This is a genomic window from Edaphobacter paludis, assembly GCF_039993895.1.
GTDB lineage: Bacteria > Acidobacteriota > Terriglobia > Terriglobales > Acidobacteriaceae > Edaphobacter > Edaphobacter paludis.
Genome location: NZ_CP121194.1, coordinates 3,751,387 through 3,768,788, shown reverse-complemented (window position 1 = coordinate 3,768,788; position 17,402 = coordinate 3,751,387). Strand labels below are relative to the sequence as shown.

General features: G+C 58.6%; 18 protein-coding genes. 13 read left to right on the top strand and 5 right to left on the bottom strand.

Translation table 11 applies throughout. The annotated features are described in order from the left end of the window. Positions 1 to 3 precede the first annotated feature (3 nt). Both asnS and P4G45_RS15675 read left to right on the top strand, forming a co-directional pair. Positions 4 to 1,434 carry an asparagine--tRNA ligase gene (asnS, locus tag P4G45_RS15680; protein WP_348267415.1) on the top strand — a complete coding sequence of 477 codons (1,431 nt, stop codon included), beginning with the start codon at positions 4 to 6 and terminating at the stop codon, positions 1,432 to 1,434. Positions 1,435 to 1,473: 39 nt separating this feature from the next. Beyond that, positions 1,474 to 2,682 carry a hypothetical protein gene (locus tag P4G45_RS15675; protein WP_348267414.1) on the top strand — a complete coding sequence of 403 codons (1,209 nt, stop codon included), beginning with the start codon at positions 1,474 to 1,476 and terminating at the stop codon, positions 2,680 to 2,682. 72 nt (positions 2,683 to 2,754) lie between these two features. Here P4G45_RS15675 and P4G45_RS15670 read toward each other — a convergent pair whose 3' ends face one another. Continuing rightward, entirely contained in the window at positions 2,755 to 3,132 is a 378-nt protein-coding gene (locus P4G45_RS15670) for a type II toxin-antitoxin system VapC family toxin (protein WP_348267413.1), read from the bottom strand. Further along, entirely contained in the window at positions 3,129 to 3,347 is a 219-nt protein-coding gene (locus P4G45_RS15665; RefSeq protein WP_348267412.1) for a CopG family transcriptional regulator, read from the bottom strand. The genes P4G45_RS15670 and P4G45_RS15665 overlap by 4 nt, the downstream gene beginning before the upstream one ends. Before the next feature lie 137 nt (positions 3,348 to 3,484). Between P4G45_RS15665 and P4G45_RS15660 the strand changes: the two genes are divergently transcribed. Then, positions 3,485 to 4,156, top strand: coding sequence for a Bax inhibitor-1 family protein (locus P4G45_RS15660; RefSeq protein WP_348267411.1), 672 nt, complete (start codon positions 3,485 to 3,487; stop codon positions 4,154 to 4,156). 143 nt (positions 4,157 to 4,299) lie between these two features. After that, positions 4,300 to 5,550, top strand: a complete 1,251-nt coding sequence (locus P4G45_RS15655) for a metallophosphoesterase (protein ID WP_348267410.1) — start codon at positions 4,300 to 4,302, stop codon at positions 5,548 to 5,550. On the opposite strand, the gene P4G45_RS15650 is transcribed toward P4G45_RS15655, so the two are convergent. After that, on the bottom strand, positions 5,538 to 5,795 hold the full coding sequence (locus tag P4G45_RS15650) for a hypothetical protein (RefSeq protein ID WP_348267409.1): 258 nt from the start codon (positions 5,793 to 5,795) through the stop codon (positions 5,538 to 5,540). The genes P4G45_RS15655 and P4G45_RS15650 overlap by 13 nt on opposite strands. 244 nt (positions 5,796 to 6,039) lie before the next feature. Between P4G45_RS15650 and P4G45_RS15645 the strand changes: the two genes are divergently transcribed. The 5 genes from P4G45_RS15645 (at position 6,040) to ychF (ending at position 11,014) form a co-directional block, all read left to right on the top strand. Beyond that, positions 6,040 to 6,291, top strand: a complete 252-nt coding sequence (locus tag P4G45_RS15645) for a hypothetical protein (protein ID WP_348267408.1) — start codon at positions 6,040 to 6,042, stop codon at positions 6,289 to 6,291. A gap of 23 nt (positions 6,292 to 6,314) precedes the next feature. After that, positions 6,315 to 7,106, top strand: a complete 792-nt coding sequence (locus tag P4G45_RS15640; protein ID WP_348267407.1) for a DUF1080 domain-containing protein — start codon at positions 6,315 to 6,317, stop codon at positions 7,104 to 7,106. Between the two features lie 194 nt (positions 7,107 to 7,300). Next, positions 7,301 to 8,869 carry a tannase/feruloyl esterase family alpha/beta hydrolase gene (locus P4G45_RS15635; protein WP_348267406.1) on the top strand — a complete coding sequence of 523 codons (1,569 nt, stop codon included), beginning with the start codon at positions 7,301 to 7,303 and terminating at the stop codon, positions 8,867 to 8,869. A gap of 51 nt (positions 8,870 to 8,920) precedes the next feature. Beyond that, on the top strand, positions 8,921 to 9,793 hold the full coding sequence (locus tag P4G45_RS15630) for an aldo/keto reductase (RefSeq protein ID WP_348267405.1): 873 nt from the start codon (positions 8,921 to 8,923) through the stop codon (positions 9,791 to 9,793). Between the two features lie 123 nt (positions 9,794 to 9,916). Then, positions 9,917 to 11,014, top strand: a complete 1,098-nt coding sequence (gene ychF, locus P4G45_RS15625; protein ID WP_348267404.1) for a redox-regulated ATPase YchF — start codon at positions 9,917 to 9,919, stop codon at positions 11,012 to 11,014. Here ychF and P4G45_RS15620 read toward each other — a convergent pair. Next, complete coding sequence (locus P4G45_RS15620; protein ID WP_348267403.1) at positions 11,004 to 11,786, bottom strand: hypothetical protein; 783 nt, start codon at positions 11,784 to 11,786, stop codon at positions 11,004 to 11,006. The two genes, ychF and P4G45_RS15620, sit on opposite strands and share 11 nt — an antisense overlap. Positions 11,787 to 11,999: 213 nt before the next feature. Between P4G45_RS15620 and P4G45_RS15615 the strand changes: the two genes are divergently transcribed. From P4G45_RS15615 to P4G45_RS15600, 4 genes are all read left to right on the top strand, one after another. Beyond that, on the top strand, positions 12,000 to 12,335 hold the full coding sequence (locus tag P4G45_RS15615; protein WP_348267402.1) for a hypothetical protein: 336 nt from the start codon (positions 12,000 to 12,002) through the stop codon (positions 12,333 to 12,335). Positions 12,336 to 12,368: 33 nt separating this feature from the next. Next, positions 12,369 to 13,349: a TIGR00730 family Rossman fold protein gene (locus tag P4G45_RS15610; RefSeq protein ID WP_348267401.1), complete on the top strand. Its 981-nt coding sequence runs from the start codon at positions 12,369 to 12,371 to the stop codon at positions 13,347 to 13,349. 124 nt (positions 13,350 to 13,473) lie between these two features. Then, the gene (locus P4G45_RS15605) at positions 13,474 to 14,646 is read left to right on the top strand and encodes a hypothetical protein (protein ID WP_348267400.1); all 1,173 of its coding nucleotides are present in this window, start codon (positions 13,474 to 13,476) and stop codon (positions 14,644 to 14,646) included. A 35-nt stretch (positions 14,647 to 14,681) separates the two neighbouring features. Continuing rightward, the gene (locus tag P4G45_RS15600) at positions 14,682 to 16,619 is read left to right on the top strand and encodes an ABC-F family ATP-binding cassette domain-containing protein (RefSeq protein ID WP_348267399.1); all 1,938 of its coding nucleotides are present in this window, start codon (positions 14,682 to 14,684) and stop codon (positions 16,617 to 16,619) included. Here P4G45_RS15600 and P4G45_RS15595 read toward each other — a convergent pair. After that, positions 16,616 to 17,368 carry a metallophosphoesterase family protein gene (locus P4G45_RS15595; protein WP_348267398.1) on the bottom strand — a complete coding sequence of 251 codons (753 nt, stop codon included), beginning with the start codon at positions 17,366 to 17,368 and terminating at the stop codon, positions 16,616 to 16,618. The two genes, P4G45_RS15600 and P4G45_RS15595, sit on opposite strands and share 4 nt — an antisense overlap. Positions 17,369 to 17,402: the final 34 nt, after the last annotated feature.

The following is a 17,402-nucleotide window of genomic DNA, read 5'->3' as shown; positions in this document are numbered from 1 at the left end:
GCCATGTCGAACAATGAATCTGCCCCCATCGCCACCATAGCCTCCCTCTCGCACCACGAAGGCCAGACCGTCACCCTGCGCGGCTGGCTCTACAATCTACGCGCCTCAGGCAAGCTCCTCTTTCCCATCTTCCGCGACGGAACCGGCACCATTCAGGGCATCGTCCCCAAGGCCGCCGTCCCCGAAGAAGTCTTCGAGACCCTCAAAAACCTCACCCTCGAATCCAGCGTCATCGTCACCGGCAAGGTCCGCGCCGACAGCCGCGCCCCCTCCGGCTACGAGCTCGACGTCGAGAACGTCGAAGTCATCCAGCGAGTCCCCGACGAAACTCCTTTCCCCATTACCCTCAAAGAGCACGGCGTCGACTTTCTCATGGAGCACCGGCACCTCTGGCTGCGCACCCCGCGCCAGTCAGCCATCCTGCGCGTCCGCGCCACCATCATGCGCGCGGCGGCCGAGTACTTCGACACCAACGGCTTCATCCGCACCGACCCACCCATCCTGACTCCGAATGCCTGCGAAGGCACCAGCGAATTATTCGAGATGGACTACTTCGACAACGACAAGGCCTACCTCACCCAGTCCGGCCAGCTCTACATCGAAGCCACCGCGCTCGCTCTGGGCAAGGTCTACAGCTTCGGCCCCACCTTCCGCGCCGAGAAATCCAAGACCCGCCGCCACCTCACCGAGTTCTGGATGATCGAGCCCGAGGTAGCCTACGCCGGCCTCGACGACATCATGGACCTCGCCGAAGCCTTCATCACCCACATCGTCACCCGCGTCCTCGAGTCGCACCGCGCCGACCTGAAAGTTATAGGCCGCGACGTAACCAAGCTCGAACCCATCGTCGCTCCTGCCCCTTCGTTGTCAACGGCCGCCGCCCCTTTGTTGTCATCCCGCAGCGAAGCGGAGGGATCTGCGGCTGGAACCACCAAAGAACCCCGTTTCCCCCGCCTCTCCTACGACGAAGCCCACGCCATGCTCGAAAAAGCCTACGCCGAGGGCAAGCTCGAAAATCCCCACAAGTACGGCGACGACTTCGGCTCCCCCGACGAGACCTACATCTCCAGCCAGTTCGACCGCCCGGTCATGGTCCACCGCTACCCCGCCGCCATCAAGGCGTTCTACATGCAGCCCGATCCCGCCGACCCCACCAAGGCGCTCTGCGTCGACGTCCTCGCCCCCGAGGGCTACGGCGAAATCATCGGCGGCTCGCAGCGCGTCGACAGCTACGATCTATTGAAGTCCCGCATCGAAGAGCACAACCTGCCGCTGGCCGCCTTCCAGTGGTACCTCGACCTGCGCAAATACGGCAGCGTCCCCCACGCCGGATTCGGCATGGGCATCGAGCGAGTCGTAGCCTGGCTCTGCGGCCTGGACCACGTCCGCGAAACCATCCCCTTCGCCCGTACGCTGAACCGCATTTACCCTTAGTCCTTGATTCAGTGTGTCCCGCTAGCTCTTGGAGTGTCCATGCAAATAAGCACGCCTGACGTAAATTCTTATTTCGAATCGATCAAGCAGTCGTTCGAAGAAACACTGGCTGCACGAACATCAATGGACAAGAGTTACGACGGTTTACCCACTTCTTTTATCTTCTTTTTTTTGCTTCTCTTCAGCTTAGTTCCGGCAATACCGGCACTTGCTTATTTCTCATCGCGGTGGATTTCAAAACCAATAGTCGTAAATTATCGAGGTAGTCACGTTCTACCCATCCATTCATTTTTGTTTTGGTATTTGGGTTGTACGGTTTTTTTTGCACTCCTCTTTAGCCTTCGACTCAAATATTCCTCGATGCGAGAGAAGAGGAGCAAACGAATCATCAAGACAGATGAGTTTCTGAACGAGCCGCAGTTGCGCTTTGCACTCTGCTATTCAGTCATATATGAAATTGAGTCATACAGAACGAACAAACGACCTATCCATATGGAAAAGGCTCGAATTCACTGGAGAAAGCTACTCGGCTCGCTGGAGGTTTTATTAGGCTCCGGTGGTTACTGGGTAGACAACGCATCAAACGCTCCATTGGAATCCGGAGAAATGCTAGATACAGAGCTGTTGGGTCCAAGGCATCTGAGGCAAAACAAGCAATTTTTCCCTCAGGTGCATGACCTCCTCAAAAACTTTTCTTGGTTTAAGCTTGAGCCCGTCACCGAATCAATAATAATTGGATTCGATGGCCTTCGATCGAAACTTAACGATAGGATCGCGGCTAAAAAAGATCTATTTCAAGTATCTGCATGCTTGACCCCATTGAGCGTTTACCTCTATACCCAAATTCCTGATATTCCGGACACTGAAGAGGATAGATCATATTTTGCGGAGCGTGAAACGATCGCTCTGAATGCATTTGCGCAAGAAATATCGCAGCTGAGTCCTTATACATCGGAGCATCATGTCGCGCCTGGAACTCAACAAACCGCCGCAAAAAAAGCCCAGATTAGGAGCGTTATATCTTCTACGGTAGGAAACCCTTCAACATTCATCAGGTTCTTTTGGACGTGGTGCGTCATTCAATTCTTTCTCGGCATCGCAGTGCCCATATTTGTCTTGACTATAAAGAGTATTAAGTTTGATAGCACACTAATTGCCCTATTGATCGGTAGTCCGCTCGCCATAGCGGCAGCCCTGACAGCGATTCCTGCCACTTCGCGCAACAGCGACAACCCAAGTCAACCCTGACGTCGAGACATGATAAATCTCCACTGATGGGTGGCCGCCGCAGCAGAAGCTAAAGCATCGACACAACTGCCTTCAAATCCTGTACGGAATCTTCACCCCACGCATCCCCGCCGGAAAATCCTTCACATTCCGGGTTACCAATTGCCGCTTCGCCACCTCAGCCGTCGCCAGAATGATCGCGTCCGGCAGCTTAATCTTCTTCTGCCTTCTGTTCAGGGCGGCGCGTTCCGCTACCTCGCGCGTAATCGGCAGACACAGAAAGTTCGCCAGAAACGCCCGCAGCACGGACTCCTCATTCTCGTTCGCGGCCCCGGTCATCACCTCGATCCACGTAATGATGCTGATCGCAGGGTCGTGGCTACGCCTGATCTCGTGATCGGCCTTGGCCACTCCGTTCAGGTAGTCAATCAGGATATTGGTATCGAAGAGTACAGCGGTCGTTTCGCTCACCGCTCCCACTCACGCCGAAGCCGATCCTGATACTCCACTCCGTCTACGGCTCTCTTCTTCCAGAGGCCGAACGAGTTCTCCAAGCCAGCCTTGTTCTCCGACAGAAACCCGGAGACGGCCTGCCGGATCAACTCAGCACGAGACACCTTGCGCGAGCGGCTCAAAATCGTAAGCTGCTCCAGTTCGTCTTCCGGTATGTCGACTAAAGTCCGCACCGAATCACCTCTGATATACATTCATGATATACCCAGCCAACCCCGACCTCAAGACATGACAAACTACCCGGAAAAGAGTCTCATAGAGTTGGAGCAGTAATTACCCTTTCACCTAAAAACGCTCCGGAGCGAAACGCATGGCAATGAACGACTACAACCTCAGCAATAGCTACTACAACACCATCGACGTCCCTCGCGAAGAGACCGCCTCGCTCCTCGCCAAGGTACTCGCCATCACCTCCGTCGGCTTCTTCATCACCTCCATCGGAGTCGCCACCGCGCCTGTCTGGGGAACCCTCGTCGGCTTCATCATCGTCCTCGGACTCGTCTTCGCCATCAGCCTCACCCGCAAGGCCAGCCCCGCCGTCGCGCTCGGCATGTTTCTCGTCCTCACCTACTTCATGGGCTGGGAGATCGGCCCGCTCGTCCAGCGCTACATCCATAACTTCGGCACCGGCCTCGTCTTCAACGCCGCCGCCACCACCGGCTGCGGCATGGCCGTCATGGGCTGCGTCGCCTATCTCTTCAACATCAACTACCGCCGCATCGCCGGCATCGGCTTTGCCGCGCTGCTGTTGCTCATCATCGCGGGCGTGGCCAGCATGTTCTTCCACTTCCTCTCGCCGGACACCTACTCCTGGCTTACCCTCGGCATCTTCGCCCTGCTCACCGTAGGCGACTTCGCCCGCATCCGCGCTGGCGGAGACGGTGCCTCTGCCGTCACGCTCTCCCTCTCCATCTATCTGGACGCGATCAACATCTTCCTCGCCGTCCTCCAACTGATGGGTGGCCGCCGCAGCCGAAGCTAAGCATCGATCCAACTTCGTCTCACAAAGTCGCCCCTGAAATCAGGGGCGACTTCATTTAAGTAAGAGCAAGTCACGAAGCCTGTAACAAATTGCACCGACCTGCTGATGTAACATCTGTCGCAACCGCAGGAGGGGGCCGACAGATGCCAAAACACCTACCGGAACATTCAGCAAAATCCCCAAAAAGGTCCGTCGCCCCAAATTCCACCGCCAGCGATCAACCGATCTTTGGCCAGCCGAAGCCATCGCCCGATCCAACCGGATTCAAAACCCCCGTCACCGATCAGAAAGACCAGGAGCTCAATACGCTCGAAGCCGTCCCCCAGCCGCTCGGCGGCGCGGTGGAACCAACTCTTACGCTCGCACAGGTATACGGCGCTCAGGGAGCAGCCAAAACGACGGCCATCCAGCAAGCCGGACAGATCGTCTTCCACAGCGTTGGCGACACCGGCAGCGTAAACGGCCCCGCCACTCAGTCTCTGGTGGCCGACAAGATGGTCACCGACTTCACCGAGGCCAACTCCGCCGACGTCCCCTCGTTCCTCTTCCACTTAGGCGACGTCGTCTACTACTTCGGCGAAGCGACCTATTACTACGACCAGTTTTACGAGCCATATCGCGACTATCCCGCGCCGATCATCGCCATTCCCGGCAACCACGACGGAGTCGTCTACACCGGCGATCCCGAGCCAACCCTCGATGCGTTTCTACGCAACTTCTGCACTCCCAGCCCGGTGCAGTCGCCAGACTCCGGAGGGCTGTTGCGCACCACCATGATCCAGCCCGGAGTCTACTTCACGCTGGAGGCGCCCTTCGTCCGCATCCTCGGCCTCTACAGCAATGTGCTCGAAGACCCCGGCGTCATCTCCGGAGAAAACGGCCAGAACAACGTGCTCGACAACCGGCAGATCGCCTTCCTTACCGCTGCGCTCCAGCGAATCAAGAGCGAGAAATTTACCGGAGCGATCATCATCGCAATGCACCATCCCCCCTTCACGGGCGGCTCGGTCCATGGAGGCAGTCCGCTAATGCTGCAGGACGTCGACGCCGCTTGCCAGGCTGCAGGCGTCTGGCCGCACGCCGTCTTCTCCGGTCACGCTCACAACTATCAACGGTTCACGCGCACGGTAAACAATCTTCAAATCCCCTTCCTCGTCGCCGGATGCGGTGGCCACTCCCCACTCTCACCCATGCGGGCGACTTACCGAACGCCTTACAAGATCGACGACACCCTAACCCTCGAGAGCTACGACGCAACAGACTATGGATATCTCCGCGTCGTCGTGAATGCTCAGACAATGCGCATCGAGTTTCACCCGCAGAGCGACGGAGGCACCACCAAAACTCCGAATGATGTCGTAACTATTACTCTGGCGACCCATCAGGTAAGCTGACATCGCAACGAAGCAAACTGCTCCAGCAAAACAACCTCCACCCGTCTGCCGTCCTCTAATCCGACATGGTAGACATCGACCTTATCGTCAATACGCTTCGAGCCCATGGCCACCTCGTGGAAGATGTGCACCGCGTCGCGCACGACGCCGGAGAATACGAGATGATCATCGACGGAAACGCCGTCAATCTCGAAGGAGCGCGGCACGTCCTCGAGCTGGACCAGGAAGCGAAGCAAAGACGTCACAAGGCGTAGTCCCTCCCCGATCGGTCAGATCTCCACTGGCCCAGTAATTTCTTCCCAGGTGATTGAACCGTGTGAAAAACTTTGCCACTTTTGCGCCTGTCTTAGCACGCGCTCTACTTCCCCGTATTCCGAACAAGCGAAAATCCATTGGAAACAAAGGAGTTCCATCCCATTCATGGACTTGGCATGCGACTTGCAACTATGCAAAACGAAACACATCCAGTCGCACCAAGGGGAACTAGAGATGGCAGTCATATCGATATTTACATGCGTCTGCGGCATCCAGAAGAAGACCAGCAATCATTGGGTTCTCGCCAAGGCCACACCGTTCGGCGTAGGTTTCATGCCCTGGGACGAAAACATAGCGCGTAGCGCAGACGTCGTTGTCCTTTGCGGCGAAGGCTGCGCCACCGCACTGCTCAGCCGATCACTTGGAGAGTGGAAGCACCCGGCTCCAGCCGTCGCTGTCGCAGAACGGGAACTGGCAGCCGTCTAAAGCGGCATCACGACTGAGTCGTTATGCAATCGCACACTCTGCCGCGTATCGTGGAAGCCATGCTCATTCGCGCCTCCCTTCTCGCAGCACTCGTTCTCGCCGTCACCGTTCCTGCCGTCGCTCAGCCCGCACCGAACACGCTCTCGAAGAAAGAAGCGGCGCAGGGCTGGAAGCTACTCTTCGACGGCAAGACCACCGCAGGCTGGCACAGCACTCACGGCCCCGACTTTCCGTCCACTGGCTGGGAGGTCAAAGACGGCCTCCTCAGTGTCACCGAGCATGGCGGAGAAGAGGGCGGCAACGCCGGTGACATCATCACCGACCGCAAATACTCCAGCTTCGAGCTCTCCGTCGACTTCCGCATCACCCGCGGAGCCAACAGCGGCATCAAGTATTTCGTCGATCCCTCTCTCAACAAGGGTCACGGTTCGGCCATTGGCCTCGAGTACCAGATTCTCGACGACGCCGTGCACCCCGACGCGAAGAAGGGCAAAAACGGCGACCGTACCCAGGCTTCCCTCTACGACATGATCCCCGCCGCCAAAGACAAGCCTGTCAGGCCAATCGGCGAGTGGAACACCGCCCTCATCATCGTCCGTGGAGCCCACGTGGAGCACTGGCTCGACGGCAAGAAGGTGCTGGAGTACGACCGCTTCACGCCGCAATTCCGCCAGCTCGTAGCCGAGAGCAAATATCACGTCTGGCCCAACTTTGGCGAGGCGCACAGCGGATACATCCTGTTGCAGGACCACGGCTTCCCCGTCTCCTTCCGTAACATCAAGATCCGCGAGCTTCCTCCCACTTCAGCGAAGTAGAACGCCTCTACACCCACTAATTTGTTCCACCGGAACTTGACAAACCGTCTATCCTGAAGCCCCTGTAAGTTCTGCCCTGTCTGGACTTGTCTATACCCAAGTCCAGACTTAACACTCCTCTTTTGAAGACTTTAGTACTTTAAGTAGGGGGAGGGGGTACCCGCCTCCAGCATTCAAAAACGACAAGGAGAACCGTGCGAAACTCCCGAACCGTAATTGCATCGGCAGTCTTTCCGATCCTCGCCCTGCTTCTCCTCACAACTCCGCTCTCTGCCCAGCAATCCTGCAAAGAGCTCCGCAGCCTCCGGCTTCCCAATACGGTTATCACTTCCGCCACGACGGTCTACGCAGGAAGTTTTACCCCCCCAGGTTTCCACGCTCCTCTCGGCACTCTGCCCGCATTCTGCCGAGTCGCAGCAACCACGAAGCCCGCGATCCGGTTCGAGGTCTGGCTGCCTCTGCACCATTGGAACGGCAAGTTCCAGGGCGTCGGCAACGGAGGCACTGCGGGCGTCATCAGCTATCGCGCCATGGCCGGCGCGCTAAGACGCGGCTATGCCACCGCCAGCACAGACACTGGCCACGCTAACAGACCTCCTACCAACGGCTTCGATGCAACCTGGGCGCTCGGACACCCTGAACTCGTAGCCGACTTCGGCTATCGCGGCCTGCACCTCACCACCGTAAACGCCAAGCAGATAGCCCAGGAGTTCTACGGCAAAGAGCCAGTCCACTCCTATTACGTCGGCTGCTCACAGGGCGGTCAGCAGGGCCTGATGGAAGCACAACGCTTTCCCGAAGACTACGATGGCCTGCTTGTTGGGGACCCCGCCAATAACTGGACGCGCCATTACGCAGGCGCGCACCTTTGGTACTCGCTCGCCACACTCAAAGATCCGCAAAGTTATATTCCTCCCGCCAAAGTCCCGATTCTCGCAAAGGCAGTCGTCGCAGCCTGCGACACCCTGGACGGAATCGCCGATGGTGTTCTCGACGATCCTCGCCAGTGCCACTTCGATCCTGCCGTATTGACCTGCAGAGCGGGCCAGGACGCGGCCTCCTGTTTCACTCCCAGGCAGGTCAAGGCGATCAAACAAATCTGGGCAGGAGCGCACGACTCCAAGGGAGAACTTATCGTCCCGCCTATCGTTCCCGGCGGCGAAGATGGTCCTGGCGGCTGGTCAAGCTGGATAACAGGCAACCGGCCCTTCAACTCAACCCATTGGAAGGCCGCCGATGGGGTGTTCCAGAACATGATCTTCGAGGACCGCAGCTATAACCCCCTCCACTTCAACTACGACACCGACATGAAGACGATGCTCGCCAAAACAAGCCGTTCGATGGATGCCGTCAATCCCGATCTACGCCCCTTGCGTCGGCGGGGCGGCAAGCTCATCCTCTACCACGGCTGGAGCGACCCCGACATCTCGCCGCTCAACACCATCAACTACTACAACCAGGTCGAGGCAACGGTCGGCAGGGATACCCCCCAGTTCGTCCGCCTCTTCATGGTCCCCGGCATGAATCACTGCGCGGGAGGCCCTGGCCCCAACCACTTCGATGGAGTCACGGCACTGGAAGAATGGGTCGAAGACGGCGAAGCACCCGAAAAGATCATCGCCTTCCACACCACCGAAGGCGAGATCGATCGCACCCGCCCTCTCTGCCCCTACCCGCAGGTGGCCGTATACAACGGCAAGGGAAGCACCAATAACGCCGCCAACTTTTCCTGCAGACTCCCCTCGCAAAAGGCGGCACGATAGCATCGCCGTTCAGGCAAAATCGGCGTATTCTACCCTGCAAAGGAGTACGCCATGCTGAGAAGAGATTTTCTGCGTCGTACTGTCACCGGATTTGGCGCGACCCTGCTCGCCAGCAGGTTTGCTCCGGCGGCTTCCCTCGAAACCCAACCTCTCCCGCGAAAATTCAATGCGCATGACGAAGTCGTCCTGGGCAAAACCGGAATCCGTACCAGCCGGCTCGCCATGGGCACTGGCACCATCGGCGGCGGCGGCGCTTCCAACCAGACCCGCATCGGAGCCAGCGCTTTTACGACGCTTCTGCTCGATGGCTACAACGACAACGGCCTCCGTTTCTTCGATACCGCCGACTCTTACGGTAGCCACCCCTACGTCGCCGCCGCGATCAAACAGCTTCCTCGCGACAAAGTTACCGTTCTTACCAAGACCGACAACCGCGATCCCGCCGGCGTCCGCAAAGACATCGATCGCTTTCGCAAGGAACTCGGTGTCGACTATATCGACATCCTCCTGATTCACTGCGTCACGGAAGACGACTGGACTACGCGCTACCGCGGCGTCATGGACGTTCTTTCCGAGGCGAAGCAAAAGGGCGTCATCCGCGCCCACGGGGTCTCCTGCCACACGCTGCCCGCACTGCGTGCCGCCGCCGCGTCTCCATGGGTCGAAATCGATCTTGTCCGCCTGAACCCGATTCAGTCGCACATGGATGCCGATCCGAAGACGGTCATCGGCGTCGTTCAGCAGATGCGCGCCTCGGGCAAAGGCATCGTAGGTATGAAGATTTTGGGACAGGGTGACATGCGCAACCGCCCCTCCGAAGCCATCCATCACGCGCTCGCAAGCGGCGTGCTTGATGCGTTCACCATCGGGGCCGAAACTAAAGCCGAGCAGAACGACCTCACCCGCCGCATCGCCGCTGCCTAGCCTCACGATGAACCTGTGCCCCACGTTCGACATTCGAGGACGCCGGTTGGTGGGCCACAAATTCTCGCCTCTTACGGGGTATATCGAGGCATGTTTCAATAGAAGTAAGGACCTCACAGAAAAATGCCTCTCAATTGCGGAATCGTTGGCCTGCCCAACGTCGGAAAAAGCACCATCTTCAACGCCCTCACCTCTGCCAAGGCCCAGGCGGCCAATTATCCCTTCTGCACCATCGACCCCAACACCGGCGTCGTCACCGTGCCGGATGAGCGGCTTACCAAAATTTCCGAGCTGATTCAGCCGAAGTCGCTCGTTCCCACCACGATGGAGTTCATCGACATCGCCGGTCTGGTCGAAGGGGCGAGCAAGGGCGAGGGCCTCGGCAACCAGTTCCTCGGCCACATTCGCGCCACCGACGCCATCTGCCATGTCGTCCGCTGCTTCGATGACCCCGAGGTCGTTCACGTCGCCGGAGGCGTCAATCCGCTGCACGACATCGACATCATTAATACTGAGCTTCTTCTGGCCGATCTCGACACCGTGGAAAAGCGCAACACGAAGGTTGAAAAGCTGGCCAAAAACACCAGCGACCACAAGATCAAGACCGAAGCCAGCGCGATGCACAAGCTGCTTGCGGTCCTTAATGCTGGCAAGCCAGCCCGCACCGCCGATCTCACGGACGAGGAGCGGATCATTGCCCGCGAGCTCTTCCTGATTACTTCGAAGCCCCAGCTTTACGTCGCCAACGTCGACGAGTCCGGCCTCATCAAAGGCAATGCCTACACCGCTGACGTCGAAAAACGCGCCGCTGAAGAAGGCGCACAGGTCGTCCGCATCTGCGGAGCCATGGAAGCCGAGATCGCCCAGCTTGAACCGGCCGAGCGCGACGAGTTTCTCAAGGACATGGGCCTCTCAGAACCCGGCCTCAACCGCCTCATCCACTCTGCCTATCGCCTGCTCGATCTCATCACCTATTTCACCGCTGGTGTACAGGAGGTCCGAGCGTGGACCATCAAGCGGGGAACCAAAGCTCCCGGAGCCGCCGGAGTCATCCACTCCGACTTCGAAAAGGGCTTCATCAAAGCTGACTGCTACGCCTCCGACGACCTCTTCACCTACGGCAGCGAGCAGGCGGTCAAAGAAAAAGGACTCCTTCGCTCCGAAGGCAAGGAGTACGTCGTCAAGGACGGCGACATCCTCTTCTTCAAGTTCAACGTGTAGCGACCAGTCTTCGCATCTCTGCGGACTTCTTCGCAGAGATCGCATGCAGCCCACAAGCCGCTGGCGGATTCGTCATCTGCTTCACGAACATGAGATGGTCGGGGTTTCCCGCGCGCAGCGTCGACCAATAGCCTGTCCGCGAAAACAGCGGCTTGTGCATGTCGATAATCTGCTTCGTCAGAATCTTCACCCCACACTCAAGGTTGTACTTGGGCTGCAGTATCGTCTTCTCCGGATCTTTGGGCGTCAGCTTCTTGTCCGCCTCCCAATCGAAATCGCATCCATAACGTGTCTGATCCTCATAGGTCAGTTGCAACAGTCCCTGGCTGCGAACGGCCCTGCCGGTTACAGCATCCCGCACTGCCACCTCCGGTTCGGTATGCCGAACCCGGGTCGTCGGATCGAGTCCAGCCTCCGCACCCGCCAGCGCCTGAAAAAAGTAAGCCCAGAAGGCCCGCTTGTCCGCCGGGCCCATAACGTAAAATCGCGGACAGAACCGGCGCACGTCCCGCGGAACCCGCGTTGTCAGCATCGACGCTGGAATCGCCTCTTCGACGATCTTGTCCCAGGCAGGATCCCAGGTGTTCTCGCCAAGTTCAACCTTCTTCACTGCAATCGGCGTTGGAGGTGCAGGTTTCATTGCCTTCACGGCCTTTGCCGGAGGAGATGGCTTGGGTTGCTCATGCTTTGCGCAACCCCCGGCCAGCAACGTCAGGGCTGCCGCCGCGGCTAGCGTGGCATCACGAAACACCGTCATCCGTCTGGCCACCATTGAGAGCTATCCTCGCTGTCACATCCTGTCGTTATCCGGCTGGGGGCCCGTGAAGCGCAGCATAGATGGGACTGACCTTCATTGTCCAGACGGTATGTTTAAAGGAGCAGGCGACCTCGAATTCGGTCTGGGCTGATCCTCCGGCATCCCTGTCCGCGTCTCTGTGAAGAGACAACAATGGGCCGCTCTGCTACTGTCAATCTTGGGAGTTTGATGTCTGGAGAATCACAACTTTTTCCGAACTCTGAACCGCCGGTAAATCGTGCGACAGAGACCGGCGGCGAAGAAACCCGAAGAACCGCACCGGTATGGCTGCAACGACTCTCGTTGTTCGTCCTTGTGCTGTTCTGCGTCTATCTCGGTGTCCTCGTCATGCTGCTGCCCTGGTGGACGCGGATCTGGGACCACAACATGTTCATTCAGTCGCATCCTCCCCTCTCTGCCGTGCTGCACAACGGAGCCGTGCGTGGCCTTATCTCCGGCATAGGCCTGCTCGACATCTGGATCGGTATCTCCGAGGCGGTCCATTACCGTGACTACAGGGGATAAAGAAAGATCGGCATGATTAACAAAGAACACTCCATGGAAACTCCGAAAGAACTGGAACAGGCCCCGCTCGCCTATGAAAACAGCGATTTTCTGAACTCCCCCGATGGCCGCATGCTGCGCATCATCGCCGAGTACCAGGAACCCATGGCCCGCTTCCGCCGTGAGCGCATTCAGGATACGGTGGTCTTCTTCGGCTCTGCCCGCTTCCGCGCTCTCGACGTGGCCAACTCCGAGCTGGAGCTGCTGGCGAACCCCGGCTCAGCTCAGCCGGCGCCAGAGAACGAGCAACCCGCGCGTCCAGAAGAGATAGAGCGCGGAGAAGCAACTGCCTTGAAGCTGCGTCTCGCCGAAGCAGCCGTAGAGATGGCCGCCTACTATGAAGACGCACGCAAGCTCGCAGGCCTGGTCGCGAGCTGGTCGCAGACGCTGCCCGGTCCCCGCCACCGCTTCGTAGTGACCTCTGGCGGCGGCCCCGGAATCATGGAAGCGGCGAACCGCGGAGCCTATGAAGCCGGCTGTAAGACCATCGGGCTGAACATCAAGCTCCCCTTCGAGCAGCACCCGAACCCGTACATCACGCCAGCCCTCAACTTCGACTTCCACTACTTCTTCATGCGCAAGTACTGGTTCGCTTATCTGGCGAAGGCGCTGGTGGTCTTTCCCGGCGGCTTCGGTACGCTCGACGAGATGTTCGAGCTGCTGACGCTCGCGCAGACCAAAAAGATGGCGAAGAAGATTACGGTCGTCGTCTACGGTTCAGCTTATTGGAAGAATGTGATCAATCTGGACACGCTGGCTCAAAAAGGTGCGATTGGGATGTCGGACCTCGATCTGTTCCAGTTCGCAGACACCCCCGAAGAGGCTTTTGCCATTCTGAAACAAGGCCTTACAGAAAACCACCTCGAGTCGGCCTACGAACGCGAGCAGCACCTTCGCGAGCGCCATGGCGTTCCCCTCGAACCGGCTCCCAGCGCGCAGGAGATGCTGGGCCCTGATATCACCCCGACAAGGTAGCATCCGGTAACCTCTCTAGTTACTGAGCTTCGAAAAATTGAAGCCCCATTGTTGGTGCAGTTACCGCTGTGTCACATAGCGTCTCCATACTTGCTCACAGGAAGCCTGAATCAGGAGGTAGCCGATGAGCCAGTCGAGCATCTCGTATCTTTGGCGAGAACCGGGTGCGGCGAGGAGCTTCACCACCGGCGTGTCACTGCACAGCCACACCAACCAGTCGCAGGAGACACTGGACTTTATCGCCGAGCTCTCGAAGAACTGGGGCATCCTGCAGCCGCTGATGCGATGGTGCGAAGGCCGATGCCACCGTCTCACCGGGATCCAGCCGGATTACGCTCGCAGCTACTGGACGCCGCCGCTGACGCCAAGCCTCGCCTTCGATCTGGAGCGCAGCCAGATCGAGAACCGCCTGCAGATGCCCGGTCTGGTCTCGCTCACCGATCATGACGACATTCAAGCTCCAATGCTGCTGCGCTCGGTACCCTCTTCGCGCCACATTCCGGTCTCGGTGGAGTGGACGGTGCCCTTCGGCAAAACCGCGTTCCATCTAGGCATTCATAACCTGCCGAGCGCTACAGGTGCGGCATGGATGGAGAGGCTGCGGGCGTTCACGGCGACTCCAGTAGAGACGCGGAAGCCCCGACTACTGAACGAGATGTTGGCTGAACTCGATGAGCTGCCCGGGGTGTTGATTGTCTTCAATCACCCCGTCTGGGACCTTTACCGCATCGGCAACGAGCGGCATAACGTGCTGGTCAACGAGTTCCTCGCCGTCAATGGGCAGTACATCCATGCACTTGAACTGAACGGCCTTCGTGACTGGAAGGAGAATCGCGAAGTCTCTGATCTGGCAGGAAGGTGGAACCAGCTTGTCATCAGCGGCGGCGACCGGCACGGCATCGAGCCCAACGCGAACGTCAACCTGACACGCGCCGCCAGCTTCACCGAGTTTGTCCATGAGGTGCGGCGCGACCGGCAGAGCCATGTGCTGTTCATGCCGCAGTATGCCGAGCCGTGGAAGCACCGGATTCTGCAATCGACCCTCGATGCGATACGCGACTATCCGCACTTTCCGGAGGGTTCCCGCCGCTGGGACGAGCGGGTGTATCACCCCGACAGCCGGGGCGTCATGCAGCCTCTCTCGCAGCTTTGGATCGCGGGACACGCCCCACTGTATATCCGGAGCCTGCTGAGCGCAGTGCGGATGATGGGCGCGGCGCCGCTGTCGGGCGGCTTGCGGATGGCCTGGAACGATGCGGGAGAGATGCGCGCCGCTCTGGCGAAGCTCGACGCCTGAAGCTGCAGGCCACGCAAGATGAGAAGATAGAAGGGATGCTTCAACTTTCCGCTGCCGGTAAACGATTCGGTCCCAAACTCCTCTTTGAAGACGCCAACTGGCTGATTACGCCGGATGAGCGCACCGGCCTTGTGGGCGGCAATGGCACCGGCAAATCTACGTTGCTGAAGATCCTGGCCGGGGTGGAGTCGCTCGACTATGGCGCGCTCACCCGCGTCAAAGGCATGACCCTCGGCTACCTTCCACAGGATGGCCTGGCGCTGCGCGGTAAGACGGTCTTCGCTGAATGTCTTTCTGTCTTCGATCACCTGCATGTGTTGGAGGCAGAGTCACTTGCGTTGACCCACACGCTTTCGGAGGCCGATCCGAAGTCCCGCGAGTACGCCACCGCTGCAGACCGCTACTCCGACATCGCCGACCAGCTTCACGTGCACGATATCTACACGCTCGACTCGCAGGTAGGGGCAGTTCTTGGCGGGCTGGGATTCACCAAGGAAGACTGGGAGCGCAAGACTGAGGAGTTCTCCGGCGGCTGGCAGATGCGAATTGCTCTGGCCAAGCTGTTGCTGCAGAAGCCCTCATTGCTGCTGCTGGACGAGCCTACGAACCATCTCGATCTTGAATCGCGCAACTGGCTGGAGAACTATCTCCACGACTATCCGAACGCCTTTATTCTCATCTCGCACGACCGTTACTTCCTCGACGTCACCGTCAACAAGACGGTCGAGATCTGGAACAAGCGGATGCAGACGTATCACGGCAACTACGAGAAGTACATCGCTCAAAAAGAAGAGCGCCGCACCCAGTTGATGTCTGCGTTCAAAAATCAGCGCGATCGCATCGAAGCGTTGGAGGCATTCATTAACCGGTTTCGCGCGCAGGCTACCAAGGCCAAGCAAGTGCAGTCGCGGATTAAGGAACTGGAGAAGATCGAACGGATCGAGGTGCCGGAAGAGGAAGCGACAATTCACTTCACCATTCCGCAACCACCTGCTTCGGGCCGAACGGTCATCGATGTCTCTCATCTGAGCAAGCACTATGAGCCGAAGCACGTGCTCGAGGATGTGAGCTTCACCATCGACCGCGGCGACCGCATTGCGCTGGTGGGCGCGAATGGAGCGGGCAAATCGACGCTGATCCGAATGCTGGCCGGGCTGGAGCCTCCGACCAGCGGCGAGATCAAGCTGGGGCATAACGTGCTCGCCGATTACTTTGCGCAGGACCAGTACAAGGTGCTCGACCCGAACGCGAAGATGCTTGACGACATTGCCGGGATTGCGCCGAAGGTTCCGGTGGTCGAACTGCGCAGCCTGCTGGGCTGTTTCATGTTTTCGGGCGAGGATGTTTTTAAGCCGCTGGGGGTGCTCTCGGGCGGAGAGCGCAACCGCTATGCGATGGCGAAGATGCTGGTCTCGCCTGCGAATATGCTTCTGCTGGACGAGCCGACGAACCATCTCGATCTACGCGCGAAGGACGTTCTTCTGGACGCGATCCGCAACTTCACCGGGACGGTGCTGTTTGTTTCGCATGACCGCTATTTCATCGATGGATTAGCGACACGGGTGTTCGAGGTAGAGGACAAGCGCGTTCATATCTATCCGGGAAACTATGAGGACTATCTGTGGCGCAAACAGGGCGGCCCGGAGAAGGTGATTGCTTCGATAACAAAGGCACCTGAGCCGGTGGCCGTGGTTGAGGCTCCGAAGGTGGTGGAAGCACCCCAGGCTGCGGTTAAGCGGCTGAATCCGATCAAGCTGCGGCAGTTGGAGGATAAGCTTCGGTTTGCCGAGGAGGAGATTCCGCGGTTGGAAGGTGCGATTGCGGCGGCCGAGGAGAAGATGGGTGTCTTTACTTCGGCGGAGGAGTCGCAGCGAACTGCGGCAGAGTTAGAGGGTTTGCGCGTCGAGCGAACGAAGAGGCTGGCCGAGTGGGAAGAGCTGGCCATGACGCTTGAGGAGCAGACTATCGCTTAGCGGCCTTCGGTCAGACGGGCGGCAAGGCGCTCGGGAAGCCCGGCCATGAGGATCTTTCCCTGCGAGGCCATGATGTCATAAGGGACGCGGTGGAAGGTGATGGTTGCCGCTTCGGAATCATAGATGGCGAAGGCGGCGCGCCAGTCGCAGTCGCGGGGCTGGCCGACGGAGCCGGGATTGATGAGGTGGCGGGTGCCGGGTGGGATCGGCATTACCCAGGAATCGGCTTCGTTGCCCCGGTAGTACTGTGGGCGTACTTCATGCCAGTCATGATCCTTCTGCGAGAAGCCGCCCTGAATGTGGGTATGGCCAAAGAAGGTGATCTGGTTCGACATCTGCTGAAGAGGCGCCCAGGCATCGCGCATGTTGAGGATGTACTGGTCTTCATTGAGGGGAGAGCCGTGGGCGCAGGTGACGTTAGCCTCTGCGGGTTGAAGCGGTCCTTGGGGTAAACCTTTGAGCCAGCTGCGGTTGTCTGCGGTGAGCTCGTCGTGTGTCCAGAGGGCGGCGGCGCGAGCCACCGGGTTGAATCCGAGGGAAGAGGTGAGCCCGCAACAGACGCGGTCGTGGTTGCCGCGGACGGTAAGCTGGGATTTCGGGCGGATTAACTCAATCACCTGGTTGGGACTGGCTCCGTAGCCGACGATGTCGCCAAGGTTCCAAAGGGTATCGAAGGGCCCTGCGGCGTCGAGGACAGCCTTCAGAGCTTCGAGGTTCGCGTGAATGTCGGAGAGGATGAGGGCGCGCATTTTGTCGGAGTTGATCAGTTTAGCTCATTACTGT

Bases quoted from the DNA above. Each gene is read 5' to 3' on its own strand.
- asnS (WP_348267415.1), top strand. From the start codon at position 4: ATGTCGAACAATGAATCTGCCCCCATCGCCACCATAGCCTCCCTCTCG.
- P4G45_RS15675 (WP_348267414.1), top strand. From the start codon at position 1,474: ATGCAAATAAGCACGCCTGACGTAAATTCTTATTTCGAATCGATCAAG.
- P4G45_RS15660 (WP_348267411.1), top strand. From the start codon at position 3,485: ATGGCAATGAACGACTACAACCTCAGCAATAGCTACTACAACACCATC.
- P4G45_RS15655 (WP_348267410.1), top strand. From the start codon at position 4,300: ATGCCAAAACACCTACCGGAACATTCAGCAAAATCCCCAAAAAGGTCC.
- P4G45_RS15645 (WP_348267408.1), top strand. From the start codon at position 6,040: ATGGCAGTCATATCGATATTTACATGCGTCTGCGGCATCCAGAAGAAG.
- P4G45_RS15640 (WP_348267407.1), top strand. From the start codon at position 6,315: ATGCAATCGCACACTCTGCCGCGTATCGTGGAAGCCATGCTCATTCGC.
- P4G45_RS15630 (WP_348267405.1), top strand. From the start codon at position 8,921: ATGCTGAGAAGAGATTTTCTGCGTCGTACTGTCACCGGATTTGGCGCG.
- ychF (WP_348267404.1), top strand. From the start codon at position 9,917: ATGCCTCTCAATTGCGGAATCGTTGGCCTGCCCAACGTCGGAAAAAGC.
- P4G45_RS15620 (WP_348267403.1), bottom strand. From the start codon at position 11,786: ATGGTGGCCAGACGGATGACGGTGTTTCGTGATGCCACGCTAGCCGCG.
- P4G45_RS15615 (WP_348267402.1), top strand. From the start codon at position 12,000: ATGTCTGGAGAATCACAACTTTTTCCGAACTCTGAACCGCCGGTAAAT.
- P4G45_RS15610 (WP_348267401.1), top strand. From the start codon at position 12,369: ATGGAAACTCCGAAAGAACTGGAACAGGCCCCGCTCGCCTATGAAAAC.
- P4G45_RS15605 (WP_348267400.1), top strand. From the start codon at position 13,474: ATGAGCCAGTCGAGCATCTCGTATCTTTGGCGAGAACCGGGTGCGGCG.
- P4G45_RS15600 (WP_348267399.1), top strand. From the start codon at position 14,682: ATGCTTCAACTTTCCGCTGCCGGTAAACGATTCGGTCCCAAACTCCTC.
- P4G45_RS15595 (WP_348267398.1), bottom strand. From the start codon at position 17,368: ATGCGCGCCCTCATCCTCTCCGACATTCACGCGAACCTCGAAGCTCTG.